Below are 23,418 nucleotides of genomic sequence, written 5' to 3'. Positions count from 1 at the left end.
ATCATGCAAGTTTTGCCAACATACGAAGACGTCGCAGCAGCCGCCCGGCGCATCGAGGGCCACGCCCACCGCACGCCTGTGCTGCGCTCGCGCACGGCGGACGAGGAACTGGGAGCCCAGGTATTCTTCAAGGCCGAGAACCTGCAGCGCATGGGCGCCTTCAAGTTCCGCGGCGCCTTCAACGCGCTGTCGCGCTTCGACGCGGCGCAGCGCAAGGCAGGCGTGGTGGCTTACTCGTCCGGCAACCACGCGCAGGCCATCGCGCTGTCCGCGCGCCTGCTCGGCATCCCCGCCACCATCGTCATGCCGCAGGACGCGCCGGCCGCCAAGGTCGCCGCCACCCGTGGCTACGGCGGCAAGGTGGTGACGTACGACCGCTACACCGAAGACCGCGAAGCCATCGGCCGCAAGCTGGCCGAAGAGGGCGGCCTGACCCTGATACCGCCCTACGACCATCCGGACGTGATCGCCGGCCAGGGCACGGCGGCAAAAGAGCTGTTCGACGAGACCGGCCCGCTGGACGCGCTGTTCGTCTGCCTGGGCGGCGGCGGCCTGCTGTCCGGCTCCGCGCTGGCGGCGCGCGCGCTCTCGCCCGGCTGCGCAATCTATGGCGTGGAACCGGAGGCGGGCAACGACGGCCAGCAATCGTTCCGCAGCGGCGCCATCGTTCACATCGACACGCCCAAGACCATCGCCGACGGTGCCCAGACCCAGCACCTGGGTAACTACACCTTTGATATCATCCGCCGCGACGTGGACGACGTGCTCACCGTCAGCGACGCGCAACTGGTGGACGAAATGCGCTTTTTCGCCACACGCATGAAAATCGTGGTGGAGCCCACCGGCTGCCTCGGTTTCGCCGCGGCGCGCGCCATGCGGGCGCAGCTCCAGGGCAAGCGCGTGGGCGTCATCATCAGCGGCGGCAACGTGGACATGGAGCGCTTCTGCGCCCTATTGGCCTAAAGGACAGGTTACAGGCCGGGGCGGGCGCGGTTACAGTCGTACCATCAACGACGAGGCGAGGGCCCCCACATGCATTCCGTACAACAGGAAGTCGACGAGCGCAGCAACCTGACCGGCACCAACAAGTTCGAACTGCTGCTGTTCCGCCTGGGCGGCGACGCCACCGGCGAGCGCAATGAACTGTTCGGCATCAATGTGTTCAAGATCCGCGAGATCGTGGCCATGCCGGCCATCACGGCGGTGGCCGGCTCGCAGCCGCACATGCTGGGCGTGGTCAACCTGCGCGGCCAGATCATCCAGGTGCTCGACCTGCCGGCCATTTGCGGCTGCAAGCCCAAGACCGGCTTGAACATCATGCTGGTTACCGAATTCGCCCGCACCACGCAGGCCTTCGCGGTGGAGTCGGTGGAAGACATCGTCCGCCTCGACTGGCGCCAGGTGCTGTCGGCCGAGTCGACCGCCGTCGGCGGCATGGTCACCAGCATCGCGCGCCTGGACGGCGACAACGGCCCCCGCCTGGCGCAGGTGCTGGACGTGGAAACCATCCTGCGCAGCATGAACCCCACCGACCGTCCCGACATCGACCCGGAAACCATCGGCCCCAGCCTGAAGCTGCGTCCCGGCACCATGATCCTGGCCGCCGACGACTCGGTGGTGGCGCGTTCGCTGATCGAAAAGGGCCTGGAAGCGATGGGCGCTCCCTTCATCATGACCAAGTCCGGCAAGGAAGCGTGGGACAAGCTGGGCCAGATCGCCGCCGCCGCCGAAGCCGAAGGCAAGACCGTGCACGACAAGATCGCCCTGGTGCTGACCGACCTGGAAATGCCGGAAATGGACGGCTTCACGCTGACCCGCAACATCAAGCAGACCAGCCGCTACGCGGCGCTGCCGGTGGTGATCCATTCCTCGCTGTCGGGTACCACCAACGAAGAGCACGTGAAGACCGTGGGCGCCGACGCCTACGTGGCCAAGTTCATGGCCGAAGAGCTGGCAGCGACGATACGCCAGGTGCTGGCGAAATAGCATGGCGGCGCGGGAATCGCGGTAGAATTTAAGCGGGCGCCACCCGGTGCGCCCGCCCGGCCGCGATGGAACCCATGCTGCAAATCGATTTTCCGATCCGCAAAGAATGCCCGCCTGGCGCCTGCGACTGCAAGCGCGAGCTGCTGCTGGACGGCCCGCAGGTGGACATGGCCGGGCTGGCCATCCTGCGGCTGACCAAGGAAGAAGAGAAACGCCTGATCCAGCGCATCGAGGCGGCAGAGAGCTATGAAGAGCTGCAGCGCATCGGCCTGCGGCTGCAGCAGAACCTCGGCGTGGCCCTGAAGATCGCCCCCGGCGACAACGAAGTGCGCACCGTGATGGGCCTGCAGATCGAGCTGAGCATGCGCCCCGGCCTGTGCCGCAAGACCCGCGAAGCCGTCCCGGCGGCCGTGCGCCGCTGCCTCAAGAAAAACCCCGCCATCATCTACGCCATCCTGGACGCGCACGACCTGTTCGGCTCATCGGAGGCAATGTGATCACCCGTCTTGCATCCTGCAGTTGCGGCCAGCTGACTGCCCAAACCACCGGCGACCCGGTCCGCATCTCGATCTGCCATTGCCTGGCATGCCAGCGCCGCACCGGAGGCCCGTTCGGCCAGCAAGCCCGTTACCTGCGCGAGCAGGTGACGGTCAGCGGCACATCCACGGCGTATTTCCGCGCCGGCGACGAAGGCCCCGGCGCCCGGTTGCACTTCTGTCCCCAATGCGGCGCCACGGTTTATTACGAGCTCGTCGGCTTGCCGGCCTACCTGGCAGTTCCCGTCGGCGCGTTCGCGGACCCGGGTTTCCCTGCGCCGGCTGTTTCGGTGTACGAAGAGCGCATGCACAGCTGGGTCGTGCCGCCAGCAGACGCCGAGCACTTCCCGTAATGATAAGTCAGCTGCGCGGTACTGCTCAATAGCACATGGATCAGCGGCCGCGCATTTTAATGAACATGCTGTCCATGGTCTTCGCGTCGATTGCCTGCATATCCACGAGCTTGAGAGACTTGACCATGTGCTGTGTCGCGGACTTGTACTTAAGAAAATGCGGCGTTTTCAGATGCGACTCGTACGCCTCTCGGCTGGAATACATCTCGAGTATCCTGAACTCGGTAGCGCTGTCCCGCTGATACATAGGGAAGATCGCGATCACGCCCGGCTCGAGCCTGACCGATGCTTCGGCTTCTTCGCTGAGGATTGCCTTGTACTGCTCAAGATGCCGTGCCTCGACCTGGATTTCGGATATGCGCACCATCATTTTTTGCTCCTGGGCCGCCACTGCGTTGAAGCCGCTGAATAACAATGGCAGTACGAAGGCGAAGAACCTTTGCACGAAGTTATTCTTCATCAGGCACATAAAAGTATTCTCCAGGCAGGATGCTGTACTGTACGCTAAATCGCGGCTCAGGTTCTTGGCAGCACGAACTGCGCGATGGCCAGGAAGTGCAGGGCACTGCCGAGCAGGACGAAGATGTGCCAGATGCCGTGCGCGTGGCGCATGCGGGTGTCGATCACGTAAAAAATGATGCCGACCGTGTAGAACAGACCGCCTGCCAGCACGAAGGCGAAGCCGTCGTTGCCCAAGGAGGCGCGCAGCGGCAGCACCATCAGCACGGCTGACCACCCCATGGTCAAATAAATTACCACCGACAGCCAGCGCTGCTCGACTTGCCGCAATTCCTGCACGATGCCGATGAACGCCAGCACCCACACGCCGGCCAGCAAGGCCCAGCCAAGCTGGCTGTCCAGCGCCAGGCTGCAGAAGGGGGTATAGGTCCCGGCGATCAGCACGTAGATCGCGCAGTGGTCGAACTTCTGCCACACGGCTTTTGCACGGCCGATACTGGCGTGGTAAAGGGTGGAGCAGGCGTACAGCAGCACCAGGCTGAAACAATACACGCCGATGCTGACCACGCTTTGCCATGGCCCGCTGTGTACCTGCCCCAGCAGGTACACGGACCCGCCGGCCGCCAGCAGCGCGCCAGCCAAATGAGTTACTGCATTGAATCTTTCGCCCGCCTGCGCAAACTTGACCATGGTGGTGCCCCTCGTTGAGCCATAGGGCCATTCTAGCGGCGAATTGAAATCGGACTGTGACAGAACGCACGTTGCGCAGCCCGCTGCCGGCAGCGTGTAAAAAATACTACGACGGCTGCACCAGGTTGATCAGGTTGCCGCAGGTGTCTTCGAACAGTACGCCGGTGATGGGCCCCATATTGGTGGGCTCGCCGCGGAACACCACGCCGAGTTCTTTCAGGCGCGTGTATTCGGCCTGGATGTCGTTGGTGAGGAAGGCGGTGGCGGGGATGCCGGCGGCGTAGAGCGCGCTCTGGTAGGCATGCGCGGGCGGGAAACCGATCGGTTCGAGCACCAGCTCCACGCCTTCGGCGCCTTCCGGCGAGGTGACCGTGAGCCAGCGGAACTGGCCCATCGGGATGTCGTTCTTGACGCTGAAGCCGAGAATCTGCGTGTAGAAAGCCAGGGCCTTGGCCTGGTCCGCCACCATGATGCCGGCAAGTCCGATTCTCATGCTGCGCTCCCGATAGAATTGTTGTCTGCAGCAACTCTATCAGAAGACGCGGCGTGCGGGTTAGACCTCGATAAAGCGCATCTTGAAGTTGCGGCCCTTGAAGCTGCCGAAGTCGGCGCCTTCGCGGCTGCCCTTGGCCAGGCGGTCGAAGGCCTCGTAGGCCACGCGGCGGTCGATCGCCACGTAAGTCTGGAACTCGAACACGTTGATCTTGCCCACTTGTTCCTTGGCCAGGCCGGCGTCGCCGGTCAGCGCGCCCAGCACGTCGCCCGGACGCAGCTTGTCCTTCTTGCCGGCCAGGATGCACAGGGTCATGAAGGGCGCCGGGTCGCCCTGGGCGTACTCGTCGTCCGGCAGCTCCTTGATGGAGTGCCATTCCACGGCCGCGCCCTGGTATTCCTCGATCAGCTTGACCCACTTCTTCTCGTTTGGCGCGCACAGCGACAGCGCCAGGCCGCGCTCGTCGCCGCGGCCGGTGCGGCCGATGCGGTGGATGTGCACTTCGGTGTCTTTCGACACGTCCACGTTGATCACCGCTTCCAGGTTGGCGATGTCCAGGCCGCGCGCGGCCACGTCGGTGGCCACCAGCACGGTCGCGCTGCGGTTGGAGAACAGCACCAGGATCTCGTCGCGCTCGCGCTGCTCCAGCTCGCCGTACAGCGCCAGCGCCGTGAAGCCTTCCGCGCGCAGCGATTCCACCAGCTCGCGGCAGTGCACCTTGGTGTTGCAGAATGCGATGGCCGAGGCCGGCTGGTAATGCTTGAGCAGCTTGCCCACCGCCTTGTCGCGGTCGTCAAAGCCTACTTCGTAGAAGCGCTGCTCGATCTTGCTGTTGTCGTGCTGCGCCTGCACGGTCACTTCCACCGGGTCGGCCAGGAAGGCTTCGGTGGCGACGCGGATGTCGTCGGGATAGGTGGCCGAGAACAGCAGGGTCTGGCGCCGCTTGGGGCAGGCCGACACGATGCCGGCGATCTCGTCGTAGAAGCCCATGTCGGTCATGCGGTCCGCTTCGTCCAGCACCAGGGTGTTGACGGTGGACAGGTCCAGGGTCTGGCGGCCCAGGTGGTCGCGCACGCGGCCCGGCGTGCCGACCACGATGTGGGCGCCGTGCTCCAGCGAAGCGATCTGCGGGCGCATCGGCGAGCCGCCGGTCAGCACCAGGATCTTCACGTTGCCGACGCCGCGCGCCAGGCGGCGCAGTTCGTTGGCCACCTGGTCGGCCAGTTCGCGCGTCGGGCACAGCACCAGGCCCTGGGTGGCGAACCAGGCCGGGTTCAGTTTGCTCAGCATGCCGATGCCGAAGGCGGCGGTCTTGCCGCTGCCGGTCTTGGCCTGGGCGATCAGGTCGCGTCCTTCCAGCACCGACGGCAGGCTCTGGGCCTGGATGGCGGTCATGGTTTTGTAGCCGAGGATGTCGAGATTGGCCAGGAAGGCAGGCGTCAGCGGCAGGCTGTGGAAGGATTCAGAACTCATGGTGGCGGACCCGGTAAAAAAGTGGGGAAGTGCGCACAGTCTAGCAGGCTCCAGGGAGCCGTTGCCGGCCGCGCGCAGGCGGTGTCCGCTCACAGCGGACATGCAGAGACTTAGTTCGGACGCCAGACCGGCAGGCCCATGACGTCCAGGCCTTCTTCGCGCTGCCAGACCGGCAAGCCGCTCGTGTCGGTCGCCTCCAGCAGTTCGAGCTGTTCCTGCTTCAAGGCGGCACGACGCACGCGCGGTGGAGGCGGGCGCTTGGGCTCCGGCTCCATCGGCGCGGCCGGCGCGAAGCCAGGCAGGTCGAAGGTCGCGTTGTCTTTTTTGTCTCTCATCTCAAAAACAAAAGCCCGGCTGCAGCAGTCGGGCTCAAATATTTAAAGCGGCACGCAGTGTAGCACAAAGCCATGCCGCCGTGGTGGGTATGTTGGCGGCAGGGAACTCAGCGGAAACTCAGCGTCCCGGTCAGGTCGCCCGGCGGCTGCGCGCCGCGCGCGGCGAAGGCTTCGTTGCGCACCTTCAGGCCTTCCAGCAGCGGCAGGCCGTGCAGGCGGGTCAGGAAGCGCAGGATGGACGTGGTGTCGTAGAACGTATGGTCCACCGCGCCTTTCTTGGCGAACGGCGACACCACCATGGCCGGCACGCGCGAGCCGGGGCCCCAGCGGTCGCCCTTGGGCGGCGCGACGTGGTCCCACCAGCCGCCGTTCTCGTCGAAGGTGATCACCACCACCATGTCCTTCCACTGCGGCGATTTCTGCAGGTGGGCGATGACGTTGGTGATGTGCTGGTCGCCGGACTCGATGTCCGAGTAGCCCGCGTGCAGGTTCAGGTTGCCCTGCGGCTTGTAGAACGTTACTGCCGGCAGCTTGCCGGCCACCGCGTCGGCCAGGAATTTGTTGGACATGGGACTGTCGCCCAGGCCGCCGTCGCGCAGGTGCTCGGCGCGCGCGGCGGTGCCGGGCGCGAACTGCGTGAAATAGTTGAACGGCTGGTGGTGGTACTGGAAGTTCGGCTTGGGGCCGCCGCCGTTGCTGTCCAGCGCGGCCTGCCAGGCGCCGCCATACCAGGCCCAGCTCACACCCTGGCGCGACAGCAGGTCGCCGATGGTGTCGTAGCTTTGCGGCGGCTGGTAGTGGGCCTCGTCCGGGCTGGCGAGGTTCTGGTCGCCGCCCGGCACGGGCTTGATCCAGCTCGGCTGGTAGGGCGGCGCCATGGTGTTGACGACGTAGCCGTCCGGCGTGATGGCGCCGTCGTTCACGTACTTCGGCTTGCCGTCCAGCGCGGAAGCGGGGCTGTCCTCGGCCAGGGCCAGGCGCGAGCCCGTGGGGCCGTCCGCCAGCACGGTGATCTTTTTCTTGGCCGCGCTGCCGGCCGCGTTCGGGAATTCGGCTGGGCGGCCGCTGATCAGGAACTGGTGGTTCAGGTAGGAACCGCCGAAGGCCGCCATGAAGAAGTTGTCGCACAGCGTGTACTGGCGCGCCAGCTGGTGCAGGCCGAGGTTCTTCGCCGTTTCGCCGTAGTAGCCCATCACCATGCCGCCGGTGTTGCCCCAGGCGACAAAGCCGTCGTTCTTGCCGCCGTTGATCTGCATCTGGTTCTGGTAGAACAGATGCCACAGGTCGCGCGTGATGACCGATTCCGGCAGCGGCTTGCCGTCCGTATTGGTCAGCTTGAAGGGCGCATTGGGCAGGTCCTTGATCTGCTCTTCCTTGATCTCGTAGGTCTTGCCGCCTATGGTTTGCGACTGCGGCACCATGCCGCCCCAGATTTTCGGCAGCGCGGGCAGCACCGAACCGTTGTAGTCCTTCTGCGCCTGGTCGGCGGACAGGGCGGTCGGCATGGGCGAAGCCAGGCCGGGGAAGTCGGCGAACAGGTTGTTGAAGCTGCGGTTTTCCAGGTAGATCACAACCACGTTTTTCACGTGCGCCTTCAGCTTGGCGTCCAGCGAACCGGCCGCGGGCTTTTTGGCCGGCGCGGCGGCGATCCCCGGCACGGCGCTGGCAAGTCCGGTAGCGGCGGCGGCCTGGAAGATGCGGCGGCGCGACAGATTGGCGGGATGGTTATGGTTGTCGCTCACGCGCGGCTCCTGGTGAAAGATTTTCAAGCGGCAAAGTTTATCATTGCCGCGCGAAAAAGCCGCTAATTCTTTGGCAAGGGTGGTTCAGCAATCCCGGCAGTCTGCCAGCACGTCGATCAGGAAGGTGGTACCGCTTGCGGCCGAGCTGTCCACCGCCGCGCTGCCGCCATGGCTTTCGGCCACGGCGCGCACGAAGGGCAGGCCGATGCCCCAGCCCGCCTTGTCGGCGCCGCTCTCGCGCCGCAGGTAGCCGAAGATGCGGTTGTGTTGCTCGGGCGGGATGGGCGTGCCCGTGTTGTGGACCGAGAGCATGAGCCGGCCGCGCGTGCCGTCCACGTTGATGCGGATGGTCTTGCCGTCGCCGTACTTGATGGCGTTCACCACCAGGTTTTCCAGTGCGCGGTACATGGAATTGCGGCACCAGTGGCCGGTCACGCTGGTGCCGGTCACGTCCACCGCGCCGGGGCGCAGGCTGTTGAACTCCTGCTGCACCGACAGTGCCAGGTCGCGCATGTCGAAATGCGACAGCGACAGCGGCAGTTTTTCCGTGCGCTCGAAGGTCAGCGCGTCCAGCAGCTCTTCCATCATCTGCTCCAGCCGCTTGGCGTTGGCGGCGATCTTGGCCGACATGGCGTGCGTGCCTGCCAGGTCGGACGACATGCCGATCAGCTGGGCCGCGTTGGTGATGACCGCCAGCGGCGAACGCATGTCATGCGACAGGCCGGCGGCCAGGCGCTGGCGCATGTCCTCATGCATGGCGGTGAACTCGCGGATCGACTCGCGCGCCGCGCAATCGACGGAATGCTCGACCGAGGCGCGCTCATCGTCGCTCAGCTGCAGGCCGTGCGCCTGCGCCACGCCAAGCACGGCGCGCTTGAACAGCTGGTATTCGTGGACGATCTGGTCGGGCTTGAAGGTGGTCATGCGGGCGCGCTCGCCGCCGTGCACGGCCGCCGCGTTGGTGTGGCTGGTGGCGCTGGCGCGGGGGTAGCTGGGCGTCATGGCTTCGGCCAGGTTGTCGAAGAAGGCGGGCAGGGTATTGACCAGCACCGGCCCGGCCACGTCGCGCGCCGCCGGCACGTGCTCGCGCACGTCGCGCTCCCAGCGGTCCAGTACCACGTCGCGCAGGGCGAGCAGGGCCCTGGAGGCGGCCGACAAGCCGCGTGTATCGAGCTTTTGATCCGTCGCCAGCGTCATTGCCGTGCCCTTTCTTGTGGATGAGGCGGACTGCGCTTATTTCCAGCTTGCATGTTAGCGGCTAGCTAGACTCAGCGGCGCGAGATACACGCGCGAGCGGGACAAGACGGAAAAAAGCCGTTGATTCCTTTCGAAATCAACGGCTTTTTTGAATCTGGTTGCGGGGACAGGATTTGAACCTGTGACCTTCGGGTTATGAGCCCGACGAGCTGCCAGACTGCTCCACCCCGCGTCTGAGGCCCGAATTATATACAAGCCTGTTTCATTCCGCAAGGGCAGATTTTTTTACGCTGCCGCCAGGCGCCACAGCGAGGTCACCTCGGCGGCACGGGCCGCGTGCAGCGGGTCCGTGGCGTCGGCGGCGCGCGGGTGGGTCGGGCGCACGTCGTGGCGGTCCACCACCTTAAGGCCGGCGGCGCCGATCCACTCCATCAGCTGCTCGCGCGGACGCAGGCCCAGGTGCTCGGCCAGGTCGGACAGGATCAGCCAGCCTTCGCCGCCCGGCGTCAGGTGCTCTTTCAGGCCGCCCAGGAAGCCGCGCAGCATGGCGCTGTCCGGGTCGTAGACGGCGTGCTCGATCGGCGAGCTGGGGCGGGCCGGCACCCACGGCGGGTTGCACACCACTAGCGGAGCGCGCCCTTCGGGGAACAGATTGGCCTTCACCAGCTCGACATGTTCGTGCAGGTCCAGGCGCTGCAGGTTTTCGCGCGCGCAGCTCAGCGCACGCTGGTCCTGGTCGGTGGCCACCACGCGCTCGATGCCGCGCCGCGCCAGCACGGCCGACAGCACGCCCGTGCCGACGCCGATGTCGAACGCCAGCTTGGCGTTCTTCGGCAGCGGCGCCTCGTTCACCAGCGCCACGTATTCGCCGCGTACCGGCGAGAACACCCCATAGTGCGGGTGGATGCGCTCGCCCAGGGCGGGGATCTCCACCCCGTTGCGGCGCCATTCGTGCGCGCCGATCACGCCCAGCAGCTCGCGCAGCGACATCGCGAAGGCTTCCTCGCCACGGCCGTAGGCTTCGTTGCAGGCCAGCTTCACGTCCGGCGCGCGGCGCAGCGGGATGCTGTAGTCGGCTTCGAACGGAATCAGCAGCATGGCCAGGGTGCGGCCGCGCTGGGACTGGGCCTGGCGGTGCAGGTGGAAGGCTTCGGTGGCGCTGGCGGGCACCTTGGGCGCCTTGGCTTTTTTGCCCTTGCCGCCCTTGTTGTCGGCGCGGCGCGCCAGCGCTTGCAGCAACTGGCGCGCGTTCTGGAAGTCGCCCTTCCACAGCAGCGCCGTGCCTTCGCAGGCCAGGCGGTAGGCGGTGTCGGCGTTGGTGGTGTCGTCGGCAATGACGACGCGCTTGGGCGGCGCCATGCCGCTCTCGGAGCGCCAGCGGGCCGAGCGTTCCTCGCCGTTTTCGGTCCAGTGGATGGTTTGTGCTTCGGGCGTGGCTGCGGTCATGGAATCTTCAATCTGTAGGTAAACGGCAGAACCGCCGCGCGAGGGCGGCGGTTCTGCAAAGGGATCTATTATACGCGGGCCGCGCCGGGCGGCCCGGCATGGGGGAGCAGCGTGAATGCAGCGCTGGTGCGGCGTAGCTGCAGCTTAGCCTGCGGCCGCTTGCGGATCGGCGGGCGCAGGTTCGGCCGGCGCTGGCGCCGGAGCTGGCGTTGCTGCGTTTTCCGCCGCGAGCGCGGCTGCGGCTTGCGGCACGCTGCCCGGCATCTTGGCCAGGGTGGGGACCGGCGTTTCCTGCGTGCCGTAGGCGTGGGCAAGGGCTTTGGACTTGCCGTTGCCGGGCTGCTGGCCATAGGTGTCCAGCTGTTCGGTGCTGTTCACCAGGTTGAGCAGGCGCAGCGACAGGGTGCCCAGCTTTTGCTGTTCGCCCGGCTGGTCCTTGTTCTCCTGGACCACGTCGGTCTTGAGCGGCTTGTCGAACAGACGGAACAGGTCTTGCAGGCTGCCAGGGAACTTAATGTCGGGGAACTCGACTGCCGGCAGCGGGTCGGCCGCCGAGCGCGGCGTCTTTGCGGTGTCGCCGGCGCCGGACGTGGTCTGGCTGGCGGCCGCTTCCAGTGAATAGTCGTACTGCACTTCCACTTCGAATTCGAAGCTGCGGCCGTCTGCGGTGGTGATGGTGCCTTTGCCGAGGAAATGCGAACTTTCCGTCAGGCTGAAGGCTGCCGCGCTGGTGGTGCCGTTGGCGCCCTGGCTCTGCTGCACGCCGGCCGCGAAGCTGGACGACGACTCCAGGCTGACCGAGTCGAACGAGATGGTGGCGCCTTTGCCGGCGTCGCCGAACATTTGCTGGGCGAAACTGCCGAGCAGGTTTTGCGCCAGGTCCACGGTGGAATTGCCCAGCGATTCGACGCGCTGCTGCAGGTCGATTCCGTTCTTGGACAGGGACACCAGGTCGTTCTGCGCTTTCTCCAGCAACGACGAATTTCCAGCGCGCAAGTTCTTGCTATCCGTTTGCTGGTTAGCAACAGGAAGGCTGGCGGGCTGGTACTGGCGTGAGCTCAGGGGAGAAAGATTGGACATTGCGGCACCTATTAACGGGTTTCCTGTTTTATCGGCAGGAATGCGGAAATCTTTAGGCCCCAGGCGGTAGCATTTTATTAATGGTGGTGCGACCAGCTGCCGTCCGGCGAGGCCAGGTAGGACTGTACGGCCTCTTTCTGGCCGGTGGCGTGGCGCTTGACTTCTCCGCACGCGCAAATGCCCTGGTAAGGCTGGATGTGGGAGCAGGCCGATACTTTCTGCAGGAAAACTTGGACCGATTTATTGCATTTTACGCATTTAAAAGTCAGCGTACGTGGGGCTTTCAGCATGGTGAGGCTCTTGGAAAAGGGGCGGCAAAGGAGAGATTTTAGCATCATGCGTAGACGTCGACCGTGGCCCTGGCCGTTGCGGCGGGCGCATAAGCCTGCGCCAGTTCGGCACGCGCCTGCTGTTCCAGCTGCTGGGCCCGGGCTGCCACGGCGCGGTCGGCGCCAGAGGGTTCGGCCGGCGCCAGCGCGGCGGCCTGGATGGTGCGGGCGCGGGCGATGGTTTCTTGCGGCGTGGCGCCGGGCGAGGTGTCGATGTTCACTTCACCGCCCACCGCGTAGCTGACCCCGTTCGGGCCGCGCTGGTAGGTGTAGCTGGGGCCGGACGTGGCCAGGCCGCCGGCGGCGGAGAGGTGGGCCAGTTCGTGCTGGCGCACCTCGGTGTCGCGCTGCTTGAGTTTTTCGATCTGCGCCAGTTGTTCCGGCGTGAGCTGCACCCTGGCCTGCGCGCTGGCTGGCGCGGCCGCACTGGCTCCGGGGGAGAGGGCGCTGATGCTCATGGTCACGCCATGTTAGCAAAAAGCGTAACAAAGTGTTGTATTCGGTCCGGCGCCGTCAACTGAATGGGCCGGGCCGCGTTGAACAAGTATCCGAACGTTGCTTAAAGAGGCTAGCCGTGGATCAGAAGAAACAACCTACGAAGGAAGCTGTCCGCCAGTGGTTGCAGACCAAGCTGGTGGAGCGCCGTCCGCCGCCCGACCCGCAGCAGATCCGGCGTGAGCTGGGCTGGGATATGGTAAAGGTGGAGCGGGGCGAGCTGCCGGTGCGTTAGCACACGGCAGCATCCGTTGGCAGCCCGCTGCCTCCGCTCAGGATCCTTGCACTGATACCACGCTTTTGCCGCCCGCAGAGGGTTGCACCAGTATGCGGGTGGAGATTCGTTCCGTCATTTCCTGCACGTGGGAGATGACGCCCACCTTGCGGCCCATGGCTTGCAGGCCGTCCAGCGCGTCCATGGCCACGCGCAGCGTCTCGGCGTCCAGGCTGCCGAAGCCTTCGTCGATGAACAGCGATTCCACCCGCACGCGGTTGGACGACAGCGACGCCAGTCCCAGCGCGAGCGCCAGCGACACCAGGAAGGATTCGCCGCCGGAAAGCGAGTGCACCGAGCGCATTTCGCCGCCCATGTCCTGGTCGCGCACCAGCAGGCCCAGCGAAGGGCCGTTGCTGTTGTTGATGCGTTCGAGCTGGTAGCGCCGCGCCAGGTGGCTCAGGTGGGCGTTGGCGTAACCGAGCAGCACATCCAGCGTGAACTGCTGGGCGTAGTTGCGGAACTTTTTGCCGTCGGCCGAGCCGATCAGCTCACTCAGGCGCGCCCAGCGCTGTTCGATGGCTTCTTGCTGTTCAATCTCGGCCAGCATGGCGTGCGCGCGCCGGCGCTTGTCGTCGTCTTGCGCGATGCCGAGGCGGTGCGCGGCGGCCAGGTCGTGGGCCTGCTTGCGTTCGGCCGCCAGGGTGTCCAGCGCTTGGGCCAGGGTGTCCATGGTATGGGCGCTGTTGGCCGGCGCGCTGTCGGCGTGCTGGCGGCACTGCAGCTGGCGTTCCTTCAGCACGGTGGCAGCGGTGGCGGCGGCGTGGTCCAGCGCCTGCAGGGCTTCGCGTTCGGTGCGGATGGCTTCGGCCGGGCAGGCCAGCAGCGCGAGCAGCTCCGCCAGCGTCAGGGTGGGCGGCTGCGGATCGTCCGGTGGCTGGTCCGGCGCATGGTCCGGCGTGTGATCCGGTGTCATTGCGCTGGCGGCAAACAGGTCGTCGTCCGGCGTTGCGCTGCGGTGGCTGGCGTCGGCCTCGATGGGCGATGTGCGGTCCTCCGCCGTGCCGGGACCGGCGCCATGGCCGGCTGCGCGCGCGGGCTGGTCGCGGTTGAACGCTTCCAGCCAGCCGGCCAGGCGGGTGGCGGCGGTTTCGGCGGCGGCGTGCAGGGCTGCCAGGCGGCTGCCGGATTGGGCGACCGCTTCTTCGGCGCGCACCTGCTGTTGCGCGGCATGCTGGCTCGCCTGCAGCTGCGCCGCATGGCGGGCACGCGCAGAGCCGATGGCCGCTTGCAGCTGGGCTTCCACGTCGCGCACTTCCTTGCCGCCCCACAGCGCCATACGCTGTTCCTGCATGGCGTGCAGCCCGGCTTCGGCGGTGTTGAAAGCGCTGCGGGCGGCGTCGGCGTCGCTGCCGGTCTTGGCTTGGGCGGCGGCCAGCGCGTGCAGTTCGGCGTCCAGCGCGGCGAAGGCGCTGGCGCGTTCGTCGAGCTGGGTGCGGTGGGTTTGCCACTGCTTGGCTTCGGCGCGGCGCGCTTCGTGGAAGCGCGCGGGGCCGGCCTTCCATTCATCTTTCCAGCCTTCGTTGGGCAGGTCGATGCTGCTGAAGGCGGCATCCAGCTCGTCCAGCAGGCCGCTCAGCTGCAGCGCCACCTCGATGCGCTTGCCCTCCAGCGCCTGGAATTCGGCGTTCGACTGCGCCAGCGCGGCCTGCGCGGCGGCGGCCGTGGCGTGCAGGCGCGCGTGTTCGGCGGCTGCGGTGTCGCAGGCTTGCTGCGCCTGGTCGCGCGCGGCGCCGGCGCGGCGCAGCGCGAGTTCCTGCTGGTCGATCAATTGCAGCGCTTCGCGCGTTGACGTCAGCTCGGCGGCGAACCACGCTGCGAGGCCGTGCGCGGGGCCGTCCGGATCAGGCAGGGCGCTGCCGGCAACGGCGTGCGAGGCCGCCTCGCGCGCCAGCGGGTGCGCTTCCCAGGCGGCGCCGGCGCGGTCCAGCGCGCCGGCCAGTATGTGCTGCTCGGCGCCCAGCACGGCCAGGCGCTCCACGCTGTTTTGCGCCGTGGTGCGCTGGCGGGTCTGCTGCTCGATATTCTTTTGCAGCTGCTCGCGGCAATGCGTCACTTCAGCCTGCAGGCTGGCGTGCATGGCGGCGAGCGCGCCGTCGTCGTGGCGGTAGGGATGTTCATCCGCGCCGCAGACCGGGCAGGGCAGGCCGTCCTGCAGCGTGGCGCGCAGCGTTTCGACGCTTTCCGCGCACGCCGCCTCGGCCAGCTTCAGCGAGCGCTCGGCCTGGCCGAAGGTCGCCATCAGCACCGCATGGTGCTGCTGGGCCTCGGCCAGGTGCTTCTCTGCCGCTTCCTTGCCGCGCTGCTGCTGCGCCGCTTCACCGTCCAGCTGCGCCTTGCGCTGCTGCCGCGCGTCCAGTTCGGACCACGCCTTCTCTCCGGTGACGAGCAGGTCGCGCCGCTGTTCCAGCGCGCGGCGCCGCGCATGCATGCCGTCCGCATCGAAGGACGCCAGCGCGGCGATGGCTTGCTGGCGCTGCGCCTCCAGCGCCTGCAGGCGCTCGCTGGCACCGGCGAGGCTGGCCGTGGCGCGCGCTTCCTCGTCGCGGTGGTGGGCGGCTTGCCGCTGCACGGCCGCCAGCGCGTAGCTGTGCTTCTCGGCCTGCGAGGCGGCCTGGCCGGCCTGCACGAACAGCACGTCCCAGCGCTGCCAGGATTCGGCCAGCGCCTGCCATTGCTGGTGGCGCGCCAGCCACGCGGCGCCGTGCTCCTGCGCGGCGGTGAGCTGGCGGTGTTCGCTCTGCTTGTTCTGCAGTGCGCTGCGGGCCGCCTTGTCGGCCTGGCTGGCCGTTTCCAGGGCGGCGCTGGCCTGCCGGTGCGCCGGCAGCATGGCTTCGATGCGCGCGTCCAGCGCTTTGGCCTGGTCCAGCTGCGGGCCGGCATTGCGCTGCGCCGCTTCGGCTTCCGCCACCAGGGCCTCGGCCTGCTGCAGGGCGGCGGCGGCATGGGCCTGCGCCTGCAGCGCCTGTTCCGCTTCCGCCTTGCGCGCCGCCAGCGCGGCCTGCCCGGCCACGATGTCGTCTTCGATGCGCGTCACGTCGCCAGCCAGCGGACGGGCTGGCTGCACCGCGTCCAGCCGCTGCAGCACGGCGCGGCGCGGCGCGGCCGCATCGGCTTCTGCCAGGCGTTCCTGCAAGGCCTGCCTCGCTTGCAGCTCGCCTTGTTCCAGCCTTTGCGCCTGCTGATGCCAGCGCAGTTCCTGCTCCAGTCCCGCCTTCTGCGCGTCCAGCCCGGCCACCGCCGCGTCGGCCTCGCCGCTTTGCGCTTCCAGCGCGGCGCGCTCGTCGCCGCTGAGCGGCTTCTGGTCCGCCAGGCGGCCGGTCAGGCGCTGCAATGCCGCCAGTTCCAGCTTGGCGCGCTCGAAGGCGCGCATCGAAATCTCGCTGTAGATGGCGCTGCCGGTCAGCGTTTCGAGCAGCTCGCCACGTTCGTTGTCGTCGGCCTTCAGGAAGGTGGCGAACTCGTTTTGCGCCAGCAGCACGGCGCGCGTGAACTGCTCGAACGACAGGCCGATGCGTTTTTCGATTTCCGCCTTTACTTCGGTCTTGGTGCCGCCCACCGGCAGCAGCGCGGGCAGCTGCTGCAAACCCATCGCGGTAGGCTGCAGCGCGCCTTCGGCCTTGTTGCGCGAGCGGCGCACGCTCCAGCGGGCGCGGTAGCGCTGGTTGTCGCTGCCGACGAAATCGACTTCCGCATAGCCTTCGGCTGTCCCCCGGCGCAGCAGGTTGCGCGTATCCTGCGTGGTCACTGTTTCGGCACCCACGTCCGGCAGCATGCTGCGGCCCAGCGCCTTCAGCAGGCGCGGGGTGGCATCGTAAAGGGCCAGGCAGAGCGCGTCCAGCAGGGTGCTCTTGCCGGCGCCGGTGGGGCCGCTGATGGCGAACAGGCCGGTGGAGGCCAGCGGTTCCTGTTCAAAGTCCACACTGAATTCTCCGGCCAGCGAGGCCAGGTTTTTACCGCCGATTCTCAGGATACGCATAGATGTTCTTGGTTCAGGCGCCGGGCAGCATCAGCTCGGCAAAGGCGCTCAGTTGCTCGGCCGGGGCGTCGTTGCCGAAACGCTGCCGGTACAGGCGCTTGAAGATGTCGTCCGGCTGCAGCTTGCCCAGCTGGTCCAGCGTCAGCGCGGCGTCGTCCAGCGAGGGCGCGCGGTTGGGCGAGGAGGTTTCGATTTTCGCCAGCCGCACCGGCTTGCCTTCCAGCGCGGCTTCCACGCGCGCGCGCATGCCGGGCTGCGGCGCGTCCAGCAGCACCCGCACCTCCAGGAAGGGATGGGCGTCGGGCGGCAGCGCTGTTTCGGCCGGCAGCGCGGCCAGCTGTTCCAGCACCAGTTCCAGCGGGGCCGGCTTGGCCGGCACCCGCATCAGTTCGACGGCACGCGGCACTGCAATGGCGCTCACAGTGGCGCTCACGTTGGTGCTTACACCGGCGCCCACACCGGCGCCGCCTTCGGTTGCGCCGGCGGCGATGTCGATGCGCAGGATCTGGTGGCGGTAGCCCACTTCGGCGAACGACAGCGGGATCGGGCTGCCGCAATAGCGGATGCGCTCCTGCCTGCCGACCGTCTGCGCCAGATGCAGGTGGCCCAGTGCGGCGTAGGCGATGGACGGGTCGAAGATCCCGGCGGGCAGCATCTCGGTGCCGCCGATGACGATGCGGCGTTCGGAGTCGTTCGACATCTGGCCGTCCACCATGTGGCAGTGGCCCATGGCGACGATGGCCTGGCCGGGCTGGCGGCGCGCCTGCGCCACGGCGAACGCCTGCTGGTAGAGCAGGGCGATGCCGGCCAGGTACGGGTCCGGCGCGTCCGGGCCCGCGGCCTCCGGGCGCGGCACGTCGCCGGGGCGCAGGAAGGGCACTGCCAGGCACCAGGCTTCCACCGCGCCGCTCTTGCCCGTCAGCGGCAGCACCAGGCGTTCCACGTCGATGGCGCCGTCGGCGTTGCGCGGCACGCTGCCGATCACCTGCGTGCCATGCGCTTCGAGCAGCGGGCCGGGGGCCTCAAGGCGGCCCGGCGAATCGTGGTTGCCGGCGATGATCACCAGGTCCAGCTGCGGCGCGCGCGCCCTGGCCTGCTGCAGGAAGCGGTAAAGCTGGCGCTGCGATGCGGACGAGGGATTGGCGTTGTCGAACACGTCGCCGGCGATCAGCAGCGCGTCGGCCTGCTCGGCCACGATGGTGTCCAGCAGCCAGTCGAGGAAGCATTGGTGCTCGTAGGTGCGTTCGAAATTGTGGAGCGACTGGCCCAGATGCCAGTCGGAGGTGTGCAGCAGACGCATGGATTGCCAGGATAATGGGTAAAGCGGAACGTAAAGCGGAACGCGCTTGGTGAATACGGTTGGGGAAAACGCTCAATATAGCCTAAGTTGGCCCGGGCCGCGTTGACGGATCTCCATGCGGCGCTCAGGCCGCACTGGAGGCGGCCAGCGCCTCGGCCACCGGGCCGCCGGCGCGGTAGGTGTTGCGGCCGGCCTGCTTGGCGCGGTACAGCAGCATGTCGGCCCGGTTCAGCAGTTCGGCCGGGGTCACGTCCTCGCCCTGGTAGTAGGTCAGGCCGATGCTGGTCGACACCGACACCGTGGCCGTATCGAGCTCGAACGGGGCCTGCATGGTGGTGACGATCTTGGCCGCCAGGTTTTCCGCGTCCTCCGCGCGTGCCAGGCGTTCCACGATGATGGTGAATTCGTCCCCGCCCAGGCGCGCGATGGTGTCGCTGGCGCGCATGGCGTGCGTCAGGCGCGCCGAGAACACCTTCAGCAGCGCATCGCCCACGCTGTGGCCATAGGTGTCGTTGACCGGCTTGAAGCGGTCGATGTCCATGTACATCACCGCCATCAGGGTGCCGTTGTCGCGGCTGGCGGCCATGGCGTTGTTCAGCTCCTGCAGGAAGCCGGCGCGGTTGGTCAGGCCGGTCAGGGCGTCGATCTGCGACAGCTTGAGCAGGCGCTGTTTCTCGCGCTTTTGCGCCGTGATGTCCTGCCGCATCACGTGGAAGCCGACCACGCTGTAGCCGCCCTCGTCGAACTGGGGGATGTAGATCACCTCGAAGCTGCGCACCAGGCCATGGTTGTCGTCGTCCTCCTCGAAGGACAGGGTTTCGCCGGCCAGCGCGCGCTGGATGTAGGGCTGCAGGTACTGGTAGCGCTGCTCGCCCACCGTTTCGCGGATGGTCTTGCCCATCACCTCCATGCCGGACTGGCTGAATTCGCGCTCGTAGGCCCGGTTGTTGAAGCGGTACACCTCTTCCTCGTCGACGTAGGCGATCATGGCCGGCAGCGTGTCGGCGATGGTGCGCAGGCGCGCTTCGCTCTCGCGCAGCGCCATCACCGATTTGCGCATCAGCGTGATGTCGTCCAGCGTGCCGACGAAGCCGTCGATGCGGGCGTCGATGATGATGGGCGCCACCTTCATCGAGGTCCACACGATGGTGCCGTCCGGGTGCACGCAGCGCAGCGTGTCCTGGAAGGGCTTGAGCGTTTCCCGCAGGTGCCGCAGCGCCGCGCGCAGCACGTCGCGGTCGGTGGGGTGCACCGCGGCCATCCATGCGTCGCCCAGCGCCTGCTCGCGCGTCAGCCCGGTGATGGCCTCGAACGTGCGGTTCACATAGGTGCAATGGCCGTTGGCGTCGGCGCGGATCAGGCCCAGCGGCGAGGCGTCGTTGACCGCCGCCAGCTCCGCCTGGTTTTGGCGCATCTTCAGCTCGTCGCGCTTGCGCGAGGTGATGTTGCGGGTGGTGACGGTCACGCCGTCGTCGATCGCCACGATCTGGTGCCGCAGCCAGCGCGGCTCGCCGGGCAGGTTGCGCGTTTCGAATTCCTCTTCCAGCGGCTGGCCGGTTTCCATCACCGTGCGGTACTTGTCGATGAAGCCTTCGCTGCGCCACATCGGCACCAGCTCGCCGATGCGCTGGCCCAGCAGCGTGTCGCGCGGCAGCTCCAGCATGCGCGCGCCGCGCTCGTTGACGTCCACCAGCGTGAAATCGACCACGTCGCCGCGCCCCGGCGAGCGGCAGGCCTTGAGCAGGAATACCGCGTCCAGGCTGGCGTCGGCGGCCGCGCGCAGCTTTTGCCGCGCCTCGTTGGCCGCGTTCATGCTGCGCCGCAGGCGTTCGCTTTGCTGCATCAGCAGCGCGGCGAACCCCACCACCAGCACCGTGGCCACGCCGGCCAGCACGAAGTAGATGCGGCGCTGGCGCTCGAAGCGCGCCAGCGCCGAGCTGACGGTGTTGCCCACCACGGCCGTCAGGGAATAGCGCGGCAGGTCGCGGTAGCTGTAGATGCGGTCCACGCCGTCGAGCGGCTGCTTGAGCGTCAGTTCGTCGGCGCTGCCGTAGGCGTCGGTGGTGGTGGTGGTGAAGTCGATGGTGTCGGTGATGTACAGGTGTTCCTCGATGCGGCCGATGGCCAGGCCGGTGTCGCGGCTCACCAGCATCACCAGGCCTTTCGGCTCCACGTGCAGGCGGTCGTAATCCTCCACGAAATAGGCCGGGTCCACCATCAGCACCACCGCGCCGGCGAACTCGCCCTTGTCGTCGTTCAGGCGCCGCGCAATCTGGATTTGCCACTTCTTCGTCACCGGTTCCACCATGGGATTGGAGGCCAGCGCCGCGTCGTCCTTCGCCAGCGTCAGCATCTTGAACACGGCATCGTTGGCGATGCTGTGGTTGAAAAAGCCGTTGCGGCTTTCCAGCAGCGTGCCGTCGGGCAGATACAGGGCGATCGGCAGGTCCAGGCGCGAGGGCATGAGCGAATCGAGCAGGCCGCCCCTGCGGGTGAACTCCGCCAGGCGCAGCGCGCCGCCGGTTTCCTCGTATTTGAGCTTGAACAGCTGGGTGGCATGTTCGGTCTGGCGCAGCAGGTGGCTGGTGTGCTCGGCCAGCGTGCGCGCCAGGGTCTGGCTATGCAGCACCGCCTCGTGGCGGGCGCTGTGGTATTCCTGGTTGACCTGGTAAGCCACGGCCCCCCACATGGATATCAGCAGGCCGAGGGCAAACGCGGGCAGCAGCACCACCCGGTACACTTTGCGCAGGACGTGCCGGACTGGGTTATCGGATCTCGTCAATTGGTCGCCTTGGGGCTCGGGGCTCGGTGCTGGTAGGTAACGCAGTCTCCATGAAGGGTATTTTGCACGCAAATCCGGCGCTTGGGGCCGCGCCCAAATCAAAAAGTTCCGGGGAGCCAGAAAAAGTGATAAAACTTCAAGCTATCGTTCTTCGCGCATGCAACAAAGCGCGCTTTCTTCTTTAGAATAGCGGGCTGGGTTCAACTATGGAAGGGCCAGCTTTTTGACCGAATTGACATTCAGCCCGGCGGCCGCGCGCGCGCTGCATCTGGCGGCCCAGGGCCTGTTGCAGCCGCGCCGCAGAAAAGCGCAAAAAGCCGACCTGCTGGAGGCTATCCGGCAAATGGGCGTGCTGCAGATCGACACCATCCACGTGGTGGCGCGCAGCCCCTTCCTGGTGCTGTGGAGCCGCCTGGGCGACTACCCGCAGGCCTGGCTGGAGGAGCTGCTGGCCGAGGGTGCGCTGTTCGAATACTGGGCGCACGAGGCCTGCTTCGTGCCGATCGAGGACTACGGCCTGTACCGGCACCGCATGGCCGATCCCGGCGCCATGGGCTGGAAGTACCCGGCGGCCTGGATGGCCGAGCGCCGCGCCGAGGTCGAGGCGCTACTGGAGCACATCCGCGCCAACGGCCCGGTGCGGTCCTCGGACTTCGAGCGCACCGACGGCAAGGCCGGCGGCTGGTGGGAGTGGAAGCCGGAAAAGCGCTCGCTGGAGGTGTTGTTTACCGCCGGCCGGCTGATGATCGCGCGGCGCCACAACTTCCAGCGCGTGTACGACCTGGCCGAGCGCGTGCTGGAACGCGCGCTGCCCGGATGGGACGATGCCCGCATGCCGTCCATGGAGGACACGCGCCGCACGTTCGTGCTGAAAACCGTGAAGGCGCTGGGCCTGGCCAAGGCGTCCTGGATTGCCGACTATTTCCGTACCCGGCCGCCGCGCCTCGACCCCGACATCCTGGTGGCCGAAGGCGCGCTGCTGCGCGCGCGCGTGCAAGGCTGGGAAGAGCCGGTCTACATCCACCCGGACCACGCTGCGCTGGCGGTCAGCGCGGCGGCCGGCGCGCTGGCCGCCAGCGCGACCGCCATCCTGTCTCCGTTCGACCCGGTGGTGTGGGACCGCCGCCGCGCGCTGGAGCTGTTTGGCTTTGATTACCGCCTGGAGTGCTACACCCCGGCCGCGAAGCGCCGCTACGGCTACTTTACGCTGCCCATCCTGCGCCGCGGCGCGCTGGTGGGGCGGGTGGACGCCAAGGCGCATCGGCGCGAAGGCGTGTTCGAGCTCAAGGCGCTGGCGCTGGAGCCGGGCGTGCGCGTGAGCGAGCGCTTCGTGCGCGACGTGGCGGCGGCACTGCAGCGCTGCGCAGGCTGGCACGGCTGCCCGCAGGTGCGCACCGGCGCCACCGAGCCGCCCGGCTTTGCCGCCGTGCTGCAGGCCGCGCTGGATTCGTCCATCAAGGAGGCTGCGTGATGCTGCCCGCCGCCCCCGCCAGCCTGATCGGCGCCGACGGCCTCCCGCTGTTCGGCCGCTATGCCGGGCAAGCCTCGGGATTCGACTGGAGCGCACTGGCCGCGCCGCACGCGCGCAACGCGCTGTGGCGCCGTTTCCACCACAAACGCTGGCACTACGTGGCGCTGGCCACCGAGCAGGTGTTCTGCGCGGTGGCCATCGTGGACCTGGGCTGGATCAGCACCTGCTTCGCCTATGCCTTCGACCGCGACGACGGCGACATGCTGGCCAACTTTTCCCAGGACGGCCTGCCCATCACCTCGGCCCGGGTGGCGGCGCACGCCAACGGCCGCAGCACTTTCAAGGTCAAGCGCACCTATATCAATATTGAGGGCCTGGGCGAGGGCCGCTACAAGCTGGAGCTGGATTGCCCCTACCTGGCGATCGACGCCGAATTCGGGCCCGGCAACGCGCCGCTGTTGCTGGCCAGCGGCCCGGTGAAGAACGGTTCGGTGCACGCCACCCAGAAGTCGTCCGGCATGCCGCTGACGGGGCGGGTCAAGCTGTGGCGCGGCGAATACGACCTGGCCGGCGGCGTGGCCAGTTTCGACTATTCCAACGGCCTGTTGGCACGCAACACCGCGTGGCGCTGGGCCTCGGGGCATAATCTGGAACTCGGCTTCAACCTGCAGGCCGGGTATTTCGGCGGCCACGAGAACGCCCTGTGGCTGGACGGCCAGGTGCACCCGCTGGCGCCCGCGCATTTCATCTACGACCAGGCCGACCCGCTGGCGCGCTGGCACATCTTCACCGAGGACGACTTGCTGGAACTGTATTTCACGCCGGAGGGCGCGCGCCGCCAGGACAAGAACCTGGTGGTGGCCGCCAGCCGCTATCTGCAGCCGATCGGCACTTTCACGGGCTGGGTGCGCAGCAGTGCGGACCAGCCCAAACGCATGGTGACGCAGCTGGTGGGCGTGACCGAAGACCACATTTCCCGCTGGTAGGCGGGGCGACAG

Annotated in this window: 21 protein-coding genes and 1 tRNA gene; 7 read left to right on the top strand and 15 right to left on the bottom strand. The window is 67.2% G+C overall.

What is annotated here, in order from left to right:
- Positions 1–3: 3 nt before the first annotated feature.
- The 4 genes from ASC94_RS16210 to ASC94_RS16195 all read left to right on the top strand — a co-directional run bounded on the left by ASC94_RS16210 (position 4) and on the right by ASC94_RS16195 (position 2,875).
- Positions 4–963, top strand: coding sequence for a threo-3-hydroxy-L-aspartate ammonia-lyase (locus ASC94_RS16210; protein WP_056396785.1), 960 nt, complete (start codon positions 4–6; stop codon positions 961–963).
- 69 nt (positions 964–1,032) lie between these two features.
- Positions 1,033–1,986, top strand: coding sequence for a chemotaxis protein (locus ASC94_RS16205; protein WP_056396781.1), 954 nt, complete (start codon positions 1,033–1,035; stop codon positions 1,984–1,986).
- A gap of 74 nt (positions 1,987–2,060) precedes the next feature.
- A complete protein-coding gene (locus tag ASC94_RS16200) occupies positions 2,061–2,483 on the top strand; it encodes a hypothetical protein (protein ID WP_056396778.1) in 423 nt (140 codons plus the stop codon).
- The gene (locus tag ASC94_RS16195; protein WP_056396775.1) at positions 2,480–2,875 is read left to right on the top strand and encodes a GFA family protein; all 396 of its coding nucleotides are present in this window, start codon (positions 2,480–2,482) and stop codon (positions 2,873–2,875) included. Before ASC94_RS16200 ends, ASC94_RS16195 begins: the two co-directional genes overlap by 4 nt.
- Positions 2,876–2,915: 40 nt before the next feature.
- Here the strand turns inward: ASC94_RS16195 and ASC94_RS16190 are convergent, their stop codons facing one another.
- From ASC94_RS16190 to ASC94_RS16135, 12 genes are all read right to left on the bottom strand, one after another.
- Entirely contained in the window at positions 2,916–3,344 is a 429-nt protein-coding gene (locus ASC94_RS16190; protein WP_229417295.1) for a putative quinol monooxygenase, read from the bottom strand.
- 47 nt (positions 3,345–3,391) lie between these two features.
- The gene (locus ASC94_RS16185) at positions 3,392–4,024 is read right to left on the bottom strand and encodes a hemolysin III family protein (RefSeq protein WP_056396772.1); all 633 of its coding nucleotides are present in this window, start codon (positions 4,022–4,024) and stop codon (positions 3,392–3,394) included.
- 106 nt (positions 4,025–4,130) lie between these two features.
- Positions 4,131–4,517: a VOC family protein gene (locus ASC94_RS16180; RefSeq protein ID WP_056396770.1), complete on the bottom strand. Its 387-nt coding sequence runs from the start codon at positions 4,515–4,517 to the stop codon at positions 4,131–4,133.
- A 60-nt stretch (positions 4,518–4,577) separates the two neighbouring features.
- Positions 4,578–5,990 carry an ATP-dependent RNA helicase DbpA gene (gene dbpA / locus ASC94_RS16175; protein ID WP_056396768.1) on the bottom strand — a complete coding sequence of 471 codons (1,413 nt, stop codon included), beginning with the start codon at positions 5,988–5,990 and terminating at the stop codon, positions 4,578–4,580.
- Between the two features lie 110 nt (positions 5,991–6,100).
- Positions 6,101–6,325 carry a hypothetical protein gene (locus ASC94_RS16170; protein WP_056396765.1) on the bottom strand — a complete coding sequence of 75 codons (225 nt, stop codon included), beginning with the start codon at positions 6,323–6,325 and terminating at the stop codon, positions 6,101–6,103.
- A 107-nt stretch (positions 6,326–6,432) separates the two neighbouring features.
- Positions 6,433–8,067, bottom strand: a complete 1,635-nt coding sequence (locus ASC94_RS16165) for an acid phosphatase (protein WP_229417294.1) — start codon at positions 8,065–8,067, stop codon at positions 6,433–6,435.
- Positions 8,068–8,151: 84 nt separating this feature from the next.
- Positions 8,152–9,264 (bottom strand): sensor histidine kinase KdpD, encoded by a 1,113-nt coding sequence (locus tag ASC94_RS16160; protein ID WP_082616581.1) that lies wholly within the window; start codon positions 9,262–9,264, stop codon positions 8,152–8,154.
- Between the two features lie 155 nt (positions 9,265–9,419).
- Positions 9,420–9,496: transfer RNA gene (locus ASC94_RS16155), tRNA-Met, on the bottom strand.
- A gap of 53 nt (positions 9,497–9,549) precedes the next feature.
- Positions 9,550–10,710, bottom strand: coding sequence for a class I SAM-dependent methyltransferase (locus ASC94_RS16150; RefSeq protein ID WP_056396759.1), 1,161 nt, complete (start codon positions 10,708–10,710; stop codon positions 9,550–9,552).
- Positions 10,711–10,854: 144 nt separating this feature from the next.
- Complete coding sequence (locus tag ASC94_RS16145; RefSeq protein WP_200955724.1) at positions 10,855–11,685, bottom strand: hypothetical protein; 831 nt, start codon at positions 11,683–11,685, stop codon at positions 10,855–10,857.
- Positions 11,686–11,867: 182 nt separating this feature from the next.
- Positions 11,868–12,080, bottom strand: coding sequence for a hypothetical protein (locus tag ASC94_RS16140; RefSeq protein WP_056396754.1), 213 nt, complete (start codon positions 12,078–12,080; stop codon positions 11,868–11,870).
- A gap of 44 nt (positions 12,081–12,124) precedes the next feature.
- A complete protein-coding gene (locus ASC94_RS16135; RefSeq protein WP_082616580.1) occupies positions 12,125–12,577 on the bottom strand; it encodes a putative metalloprotease CJM1_0395 family protein in 453 nt (150 codons plus the stop codon).
- 116 nt (positions 12,578–12,693) lie between these two features.
- Between ASC94_RS16135 and ASC94_RS33255 the strand changes: the two genes are divergently transcribed.
- Positions 12,694–12,849 carry a hypothetical protein gene (locus ASC94_RS33255; protein WP_200955721.1) on the top strand — a complete coding sequence of 52 codons (156 nt, stop codon included), beginning with the start codon at positions 12,694–12,696 and terminating at the stop codon, positions 12,847–12,849.
- Positions 12,850–12,886: 37 nt separating this feature from the next.
- Here ASC94_RS33255 and ASC94_RS16130 read toward each other — a convergent pair whose 3' ends face one another.
- The 3 genes from ASC94_RS16130 to ASC94_RS16120 all read right to left on the bottom strand — a co-directional run bounded on the left by ASC94_RS16130 (position 12,887) and on the right by ASC94_RS16120 (position 20,949).
- Positions 12,887–16,867: an AAA family ATPase gene (locus tag ASC94_RS16130; RefSeq protein ID WP_056396753.1), complete on the bottom strand. Its 3,981-nt coding sequence runs from the start codon at positions 16,865–16,867 to the stop codon at positions 12,887–12,889.
- 13 nt (positions 16,868–16,880) lie between these two features.
- Entirely contained in the window at positions 16,881–18,167 is a 1,287-nt protein-coding gene (locus tag ASC94_RS16125; protein ID WP_056396750.1) for an exonuclease SbcCD subunit D C-terminal domain-containing protein, read from the bottom strand.
- Positions 18,168–18,291: 124 nt separating this feature from the next.
- On the bottom strand, positions 18,292–20,949 hold the full coding sequence (locus ASC94_RS16120) for a diguanylate cyclase domain-containing protein (RefSeq protein ID WP_229417293.1): 2,658 nt from the start codon (positions 20,947–20,949) through the stop codon (positions 18,292–18,294).
- 223 nt (positions 20,950–21,172) lie between these two features.
- Here ASC94_RS16120 and ASC94_RS16115 point away from each other — a divergent pair, with 223 nt between their 5' ends.
- Together ASC94_RS16115 and ASC94_RS16110 are read left to right on the top strand one after the other, a co-directional pair.
- Entirely contained in the window at positions 21,173–22,420 is a 1,248-nt protein-coding gene (locus ASC94_RS16115; RefSeq protein WP_056396746.1) for a winged helix-turn-helix domain-containing protein, read from the top strand.
- A complete protein-coding gene (locus tag ASC94_RS16110; RefSeq protein WP_056396743.1) occupies positions 22,417–23,406 on the top strand; it encodes a DUF2804 domain-containing protein in 990 nt (329 codons plus the stop codon). Before ASC94_RS16115 ends, ASC94_RS16110 begins: the two co-directional genes overlap by 4 nt.
- The last annotated feature ends 12 nt before the right edge of the window (positions 23,407–23,418 follow it).

The organism is Massilia sp. Root418 (assembly GCF_001425265.1).
Lineage (GTDB): Bacteria > Pseudomonadota > Gammaproteobacteria > Burkholderiales > Burkholderiaceae_D > Rugamonas.
The sequence above is the reverse complement of the archived record's forward strand: the minus strand, read 5'-3'. Positions and strand labels throughout refer to the sequence as shown.